Here is an 8,163-nt window from a genome sequence, read left to right as displayed (position 1 = left end):
GTTCGCTCATCACCTCCCGAAAGATTGTGTTCACCCCGTCGGTGGATGTGAAGGCGGCCCTCAAGGCATCGCAGGTCACCATCACCTGCTACGACCGCAACGGCAAGGAGGTGAAGCGTGTGAACTCAAGCGATCCGGGTACGGAGAGTCCTGACGAGAGCGGAAGCGGCAGCGAGAGCGGCGGCGGAAGCGGCGGCAATGAGGACGGCGGCGGCAGCTTGATCTAAGCTGAGGGCAGGGTGCGCAAGCGCCCTTGCCCTAACAAAACCCGAGAGCGTCACGCCGCAAAACCGCGACAAATCGGGGCGCGGTCTTACACGAGGTAAGACCCTACAACGGAGATTAGCGGCGGCAATTATCAATTATCAATAATCAATTATCATTAATCATCATGAGTTCTACATCTAAATCAAGCACTTGGAAGCTGGTATTGCAGCTTATTGTGGCAGCGCTGTCTGCTATTGCTACAACTCTCGGAGTGACGAGTTGTATGGGAGTGAATCAGTACGTGTGACGACAACTGGTTGAACGGAAACTAAAAGGGAGCGACGCCTTGGCGCCGCTCCCTCTTACTGATTACGGATGTTAATTTGGATTCCGTCGCAAATCGTTATTTGTACAGATAACGTTTGATGCTCTTTTTGGGAGTCTTTTCAAACTCGTTTTTGTGGATTTCTATTTCGGCGAGTTTGCAGTAGGCGGGGAGCTGCTCGTTGACATGTATGCGGTTTTGCTCCATGAGCTGGGTAAGGGCACGCGACATCAACCGCACCACATCCTTCAACTCGTCATAGTGGTCGAGGCGACGCTGGTCTATGGCATAGCCTTTTATAAGGTATTGTTTGATAAGTGCAGATGCCCAAATTCTAAACTTAGTGCCTTTAATGCTCTTTACCCTATATCCTACAGATATGATTACATCAAGATTATAAAATGTCGTTTCTGCTAACTGGGAATAATCTTCTCTACGACCATATTTCTTGGGTAGTGCATTTTTTGCACATACCAAGGTTTCATCAAGTTCGCCCTCTTTAAATATGTTTCTTATATGGCGACCCACAACCGTTCTGCCTCTTCCAAACAATTCTGCCATCTGGCTTTGAGTAAGCCATACGGTATCTTTCTCCAACTTCACTTCAAGTTGGGTATTGCCATCGTCCGTCGTATAGAGCACAATAGATGAGCCGTTATTCGCAATTATTCTATTCACTGTCATACTCATTTCTACTCATTATTCCACATTCTCTTGCAAAGGTAAGCATGTTATTCGAATAATCCAACAATTCTACGTTGTTTTTTCAGAAACACGGCTCTTCACACTCAACTCTTTGTGCATATGCTTCTTTCATCATATCCTCCTCTTTCTTTAAGAGTTGTATAATTCCAGTTGCTTGAGTGTGTCACCCCCTTCGCTCCATGTCCATTACAGACACTTCAACGCTACTACGGGGCAATCCGCCACAGAAGCGGACTTCGGTAAGTTTCTGCCTTGTTCGTCACTTTCGGCATTTCCCTTGACATTCCGTCTTCTGCTTCCCACGTTCCGCCAACAAGCCTGTATCACAGTTCTGCCACCTCTATGCCGCATGCCACAATGCCATAGACAGGTTATTGAAGAGACCTTCTCGCATCTCATTGGCAGTTACGGCTACATCTTATATGGAAGGTAGCCAACCCTTTATATATAGATGTGCGCCTCGTGGCACACGGACATGTCACTGTCCCGCAGGTATAGTCAAAAATATAATCTCAAATGTTTTTAAAAAAAATTGAGAAGGCAGGACACGGACCTGTCCCGACGACTACTTTCCAAGTATCATCTTTACAAGGTCTTCCAATGAGTTGAGGTCGCGAGCATCCACCTTTATATCGAGGATATTGCCTTGCTTGTCAGTAATCTTATATGTTGGGAATGAATTAATCTGAAGGTAACGCTCAATGGCACTCTGTTGCGGAGTATCCAGATTGAAGTGTGTCACATTAGGACCTGTCACGTTGTATTCCTTGATTACATTCTCCCACGTGTCCATAGGACTGCTGTTTGCCAGGTACACAAACTGCATGTCATACTTTGCCAGACGCGCATATTCCTCTTCGGAATGCGACAGAGCCTCTTTGCAAGGACTGCACCAAGTGCCCCACACATCTATCAATACTATCTTTCCCTTGTATGGTTCGAGCAGTTTCTTCAGTATCTCTTCGCCCTCTGTCATGCCTTGCACATCCTTGCCGGTGTTCAGTATGAGTTTGTCAAACTGGCGGTTAGTGAGAGCCTGGTAGTATTCATTCTTCTTCTCAAGGTCTGCATACACCTCAGGACTGTCTATCCACACCTTGAGGCTATCCATGGTAGCGGTAGTTAAAGGCTTACGGTTATGATCCAATTCATCGTATGCCATCTTTGCCATCATTATGCTCTTGACGAGTTTGTCAGCGCCGATAGAATCGAGAACGTTCAACTGATTCTGCCATCTTGGCAACAGAAGGTAATTGTTTGCCACGTCCCTTGCATGGGGAGAGTTGAAGATTCGCTCCACCTGTTTAATGATATCCGCATTTGCAGCATTGAATTCGTTAGCCTTCTGCTGCTTTTTCTCCATTTCAGGAATAGCATCAATCTCCTTGACAATTTCGTCCATACGCACCTTGTATTCTTTCAGCATATCCCGTTCTTTTTGGTCTGCCGTAATCTCATCGATGTAGTCAAACATGTTGAACGAGTATGTAGTCTGGACATTGCGCGTTGCATCGTCAAGATAGTCGCGCCAAAATCCTCTCACATCCCTATAGAGAGTATATGGCTTTGGCAACTTCAGCCAGAAATTCTCGTAAGCATACTTTTTCGCATTCTCAGGGAAGTGGTAATCTTTCGCACGGAAACGTGCCTGTCCGAAATCACGTGCCTGCTGCCATGTGGTGCTTCCCTTGCGGTATAGGTTGAAGCGCGTGGAGAGTGTAGGGTGCTGTCGGCATAGTTCATCAACTTGCGCGTGCTGTGTCTTTATAAGACTATCTACCGAAGCAACGTATTTGTCGAAGTCGTCACCGTCTTCTTCCATGCGTATGCTGTTCCAGTTGAGAGGATGACGGAACAGTTCGTTCTGCAGACGAACATCCTCACCCATCCACATTCGGCGACCTTCCTTAAAGTCATAGAGCAGGAAGTATGTCTTGCCAGGCTCAAGCATGGTGCGCATGAAGCATCGTTTCCAGTCGCAGAAGAACTCTGAACTGTTCATGAGTGGAATCTTGATGCTGAATCTTCCCAGCGAATCCAGCTCCGCATTGAAGTTTACCTGTTTATCTTGGAAGAAATCCTGAGTGCCGAAGTCGAACGTATTCATGCTGCGATAATGCTCAGGCATGTCCTTTATCCATCCTATCACGGTAGCCGTGTCAGTCTTGTAGTTTGTGTCCAAGAAGTCGGTGCGGGTGTCCTTTGTTGGATAGTAAGGCATGAAACGCTCCGTTATCATCGAATACACAGCCTTCCTGCCGTCAATAGTAATGGTGCGCTTACCCTTCTTGTCCTTTCCTACCATCACGTTCACGGTCTTTCCATCGCTCTCCAGAACAATCTGTGCCTCACCGTTGGTTGGGTTTGTCTCCGCTTTCATGTTCCATATCTTGCAGTCATAGATGGCATAGTTGTCAATGAAGGCAATCTCCCAATCACCAGTCTTCTCGTTTCTCCAATATGAAGGGAACAACATCTTGTGGCGCTCCTTCACAGGTCGTATGCCCTTTATCTGAAAGGCACGCTCACCGTCGCCCTCAATGAAGTCAAACACCTTGGTGCCGAGAGGTAAAGGCTTGAAGTGGAACACTATGTCCAGTTTGCCGTCAGCCTCTGTCTGGCGGAACTTATCAAACTCAATGCCATCTGCTGACACCACAGGATACCTCACGCCATCAGCAAGCAGATAAGTATCTTTTGTAAACTGAAAACGAGGGTCAGGATAATCGGAACGTAACTGTACCCTTACAGCCATCGTTGTCTCATCCTTTTTCAGTTCCACACGGGTTACATCAATGACAGTGTTGAAGAACCCATCGCCATAATTCGTACCAAACTCTGTCGTAGGGTTATCCCATACTGCTGGTTTCTGTGCCCATGATGCGTTAAAGCATAACAACGTCACAACAAGCGTATTAAAAAACTTTTTCATCTGTATTTTATTAGCAATTATTGGCGGTATTTACTTAAGTTCTACGGCTGGCATCACGATTGCATTCGTTATGATGGCATCTGCAAGACCATCATACTCTTTGCAACGCTCACCACCGCAACGTTTCCGACTGCAGTAGCTTGCAGAGGGTTTGATGCCAGTGCCTGCACACCGACACCGAGAGACCTTCTCTCATCTCACTGGCAGTTACGGCTACATTTTATATGGAAGGGTAGCCAACCCTTTATATATTATATATAGATGTGCGCCTCGTGGCACACGGACCTGTCCCCTGTCCCGAACTTTCACTCAATCCCAAGATGATGCAGGATATATGTTTCGCCGCATTTGATGTGCTTCTCGGAGAGCGAGTTGACATACTTCTGGCAGTTTTGTGCCGCTTTGGATAAGGAACCGTAATTAGCGCACAATTCGTTGAAAATTATGGTCTGGGGATTCAGAATCTCTTTCACCACTGTCGAATGTAATATCAGAAGAGCCTCAGGTGGACACTGCCAGCTGTTCATGGTGCTTATAAGTCCTTCTATATCCTTGTCTAACAGTGCATTCCATTCCTTTATACTCTTGAATGTGTCATCGACATTTTCCCACGATGTTTTTCGCGATTTTGTACCGTTGATGATATTCATGAGTTGCTGTATTCTGTTATAATTTTCCTTTATTATTTCTGCTTTATGAGTGATCTTCTGCTGTTCTGATTCAAAGGTAGCTTTCTTTACATAGTCAAGGTTGTTTTTCCATTTATTTGCAGCATCTAACGCTGAGAAGTGAATCTGTTCAGAGGCACTTGAGGCAACAGGGGCACATGAGTCTGGTTCTGCCACAACGCCTAGACTTGTTATCAGGCTCTTTCCTGAGAATCGCCCTACACGTTGCTCGTAGTCATTGTCCTGTTCGTAATAGCCATTGTGAACGGTGATATTATACGTCTCATTGGGCACAAAGTCGAGGTCTATACATGCCGAACAGAGCGAGCCGTCGGGGAAGATGCAGCGCAGACGACCCACCTTTGGCTTGTCCAACTCCACGCTATACGAGAATCTCTTGTTTATGACAGGCACACATGCCACATAATCATCATCAGCCACATTGTTCAATTCCTCGTAAGTGTCTGCGATATAGATATTGTACAAGGAGTCCTTGATGTTTTCATCCACTCGTCCCTCTATCTTGAAAGTGCTGCGGGCTGTCTCCATAGTATTCTCGAAGAGGTCAGGACGCAAGGATGTGATTATGTATATCGTACCATAGATCTTGTCCTTACGTTTTTCCCATACTATGGCATAAGCGTCGCGGAACTGCGGGTTTTCGGCATTCTTACAGCACATGAGCCACATCTCCTGCAAACTGTTCGCCCTGACTCGTAAGGATTTACGTTTGTTTCCGTTGTCCGTTATCACCTTTAGATTGACCAGGTCTCCACTATTGGGCACCATGTGCGACATTCGGTAGCTTAGCTCCTCGTCTTTTTGGAATGCCTGCCCTGCGACCTTTAAGAAGTCACTGTCCGCAATGGGGAGAGAGAATTTGACGATACGCTCGAACGACTCGATGGTATTGGTGTTGGGGTTCTTTATCTTCTCATAGCTTTCTCCGTTCTCTATGGCGTAGGTGTTGATGATTTCATCAAGTAATTTGATTACGTTGACTGGCTTTTTTTGCGTCTTATTCCTTGACGACGACTGTGCGCCCACTGTTGCCGGTATTGCGGCAAGGGCAATGAATATGAGTATTAAAATCTTTTTCATGACTATTCTATTTATTGTAAGCTGTTTGTTCAATGTTATATTTCGCTATTTCGAGTTCGAGTTTCACCCATTTGATATACGCCTCGTTTGCCAGACTTTTCATGAGTGCTATCTCCTCAGGAGTATATCTGAGGTTCTCCGGTCGTGTTATGGGGAGGTCGCTCTCTGAAATGGTTCTCGGCTTCTGACTCTCCTCTGCTTTCTCTGCCATGGCAAGGTCGCATACCTTGTCTTCTTCTTTCTTTTCAGATATAGTGTCGCGTTTTGCCGTCACAACTTTGTGTGCTTTCTGCTTGACGGTTATTACCTTTTCAGGCTTTGCCATGGCAATCATTTCTTTATTGCTACTTTCTGTAGAACGCCTTTCAGTAGAACACATTTCAGTTGAAAGCCTTTGGGGAGTCTCAGCCTCCGTTATTTCAGCCGTAGGGCGACTTTCCGTCACCTCTTTTTCTGGCGGGGCGGTATATACGAGTATAAAGGCAGCCACACAAGCAGCGGCAAGCCAAGGCCATAGCTTTCGGAGACGTTTCTGTCCCTTTTTCCTTACCGTTTCTTGCTCCATACGCCGCATTATTCTTGCGTTAATGTCGGTGGGCATAGTGGGGCGTGCCATCTCCTCATGTCGTATAGCCTCGCGGAGGCAGTCCTTTATGTTAGCGTTCTCTTTCATAATCGTATATTTTTAATTATCTTGCAGATTTTCTTTCTTGTACGGCTTAGTCTCGAACCGATGGTCGAGGGCGTTGACCCAGTGACGAATGCTATGTCGTTCATACTGAGGTCGTCGTAGTAGAACATCGTGATGAGAGCCTGTTCCTCCGGAGTCAGTCGCTGGATGGCAGAGCGCAACATGTGAATGTTCTCGTTGTCGGGTCTGCCTATTATTCTCTCCATTTCTTCCTCGGATATGTTGTCGGAGTCGTTTCCGTAGTCCTCAAGACTTATTGTTTTCGTCTTCGAATGGCGAAGGAAACTTACCGACTCATTGTAGGCTATTCTCAGGAGCCAGGTCTTCAACGAGGCTTTCTCCCCGTCATACCTATCTATATTATTAAAGGCTTTGACAAAGACATCCTGATAGATTTCCTCGGCATCCTCGGTGCACGACACAATCCTCACCACTTGAGCCCAGACATTTCTGCCGAAGAGTTCAAGGGTCTCTTGCTGTGCTTTGGGACTTTGTTGCCTCAGTCCCTCTATGAGGTGTATCTCTGTTTCCGCCATTTTTCTTTTCTTTCTATTTATATATACGCAAAAACCTACAAAAACATTGCATTAAAAGAGATTTTTTTAATAAAACTGTAGTTTCTCATATGCTCAACTCTCAGAAGTTAAGGAAGTTAAGGAAGTTAAAGAAGTTAAAGACAATAGTCTTTTCGCTTCCTTTCGGGAGTTTTCTGGGCTTTGACATACGTCTTTAACTTCTTTAACTTCTTTAACTTCTTTAACTTCTTTAACTTCCTTAACTTCTTTAACTTCTTTAACTTCCTTAACTTCTTTAACTTCTTTAACTTCCTTAACTTCCCATACTTGCATTGACTTCCTACATCTCCACCTGCGACACCACCTCTCCATCGAAGAGGTTGACTATGCGGTCGGCATAGTTGGCGTCGTGCTGCGAGTGTGTCACCATGATGATGGTGGTGCCCTCGCGATGCAGTTCGGCAAGCAGGTCCATCACCTCACGTCCGTTGCGTGAGTCGAGGTTGCCGGTAGGTTCGTCGGCAAGGATAATCTTTGGCGAGGGGATTACGGCTCGCGCTATTGCCACACGTTGCTGCTGTCCGCCTGAGAGTTGGCAGGGGAAATGCTTCGCGCGATGGGCAATGCCTACGCGCTCCATGATCTCGTTCACACGTCGGCGACGCTCACTGCGCGGAATACCCATATAGAGCAGTGGCAACTCGATATTTTCCACGACATTCAGTTCCTCGATGAGGTTGAAACTCTGAAACACGAAACCAATCGTTCCCTTGCGCAGTTCGGTGCGCTCGTTTTCCTGCATACGGCTCACATCGGTGCCGTTGAGTAGGTATGTGCCCTCCGTGGGATTGTCGATAAGTCCGAGGATGTTGAGCAGCGTTGACTTGCCGCATCCCGACGGACCCATAATAGCCACAAACTCACCTTCTTTCACTTCGAGGCTCACGTTCTGTAAAGCCCAGGTCTCCACATCGTCTGTGCGGAAGACTTTCTTGATGTTGTCTAATTTAATCATATCT

At 46.3% G+C, this 8,163-nt stretch carries 8 protein-coding genes and 1 pseudogene; 2 read left to right on the top strand and 7 right to left on the bottom strand.

Annotated features, from left to right (window positions below; translation table 11 throughout):
• Together CIK99_RS15155 and CIK99_RS15150 are read left to right on the top strand one after the other, a co-directional pair.
• A pseudogene (locus tag CIK99_RS15155) lies at positions 1-227 on the top strand (DNA-binding protein); the annotation flags it as partial.
• A 164-nt stretch (positions 228-391) separates the two neighbouring features.
• Positions 392-514 (top strand): smalltalk protein, encoded by a 123-nt coding sequence (locus CIK99_RS15150; RefSeq protein ID WP_158215874.1) that lies wholly within the window; start codon positions 392-394, stop codon positions 512-514.
• A 96-nt stretch (positions 515-610) separates the two neighbouring features.
• On the opposite strand, the gene rhuM is transcribed toward CIK99_RS15150, so the two are convergent.
• From rhuM to CIK99_RS03070, 7 genes are all read right to left on the bottom strand, one after another.
• Positions 611-1,210 (bottom strand): virulence RhuM family protein, encoded by a 600-nt coding sequence (gene rhuM / locus CIK99_RS03100; RefSeq protein WP_254047705.1) that lies wholly within the window; start codon positions 1,208-1,210, stop codon positions 611-613.
• Positions 1,211-1,802: 592 nt separating this feature from the next.
• Positions 1,803-4,169 (bottom strand): TlpA disulfide reductase family protein, encoded by a 2,367-nt coding sequence (locus tag CIK99_RS03095; protein ID WP_094379654.1) that lies wholly within the window; start codon positions 4,167-4,169, stop codon positions 1,803-1,805.
• A 305-nt stretch (positions 4,170-4,474) separates the two neighbouring features.
• Positions 4,475-5,938, bottom strand: coding sequence for a hypothetical protein (locus CIK99_RS03090; protein ID WP_094379652.1), 1,464 nt, complete (start codon positions 5,936-5,938; stop codon positions 4,475-4,477).
• A 7-nt stretch (positions 5,939-5,945) separates the two neighbouring features.
• Complete coding sequence (locus tag CIK99_RS03085) at positions 5,946-6,611, bottom strand: hypothetical protein (RefSeq protein WP_094379650.1); 666 nt, start codon at positions 6,609-6,611, stop codon at positions 5,946-5,948.
• Positions 6,608-7,165 (bottom strand): RNA polymerase sigma factor, encoded by a 558-nt coding sequence (locus CIK99_RS03080; protein ID WP_094379648.1) that lies wholly within the window; start codon positions 7,163-7,165, stop codon positions 6,608-6,610. The genes CIK99_RS03085 and CIK99_RS03080 overlap by 4 nt, the downstream gene beginning before the upstream one ends.
• A gap of 93 nt (positions 7,166-7,258) precedes the next feature.
• On the bottom strand, positions 7,259-7,477 hold the full coding sequence (locus CIK99_RS15145; RefSeq protein ID WP_158215881.1) for a hypothetical protein: 219 nt from the start codon (positions 7,475-7,477) through the stop codon (positions 7,259-7,261).
• 7 nt (positions 7,478-7,484) lie between these two features.
• A complete protein-coding gene (locus CIK99_RS03070; RefSeq protein WP_094379644.1) occupies positions 7,485-8,159 on the bottom strand; it encodes an ABC transporter ATP-binding protein in 675 nt (224 codons plus the stop codon).
• Between the last annotated feature and the right edge of the window lie 4 nt (positions 8,160-8,163).

The organism is Prevotella sp. P5-92 (assembly GCF_002251245.1).
GTDB lineage: Bacteria > Bacteroidota > Bacteroidia > Bacteroidales > Bacteroidaceae > Prevotella.
Note: the sequence above shows the minus strand (reverse complement) of the source record. Positions and strands in the feature narration are given on the sequence as shown.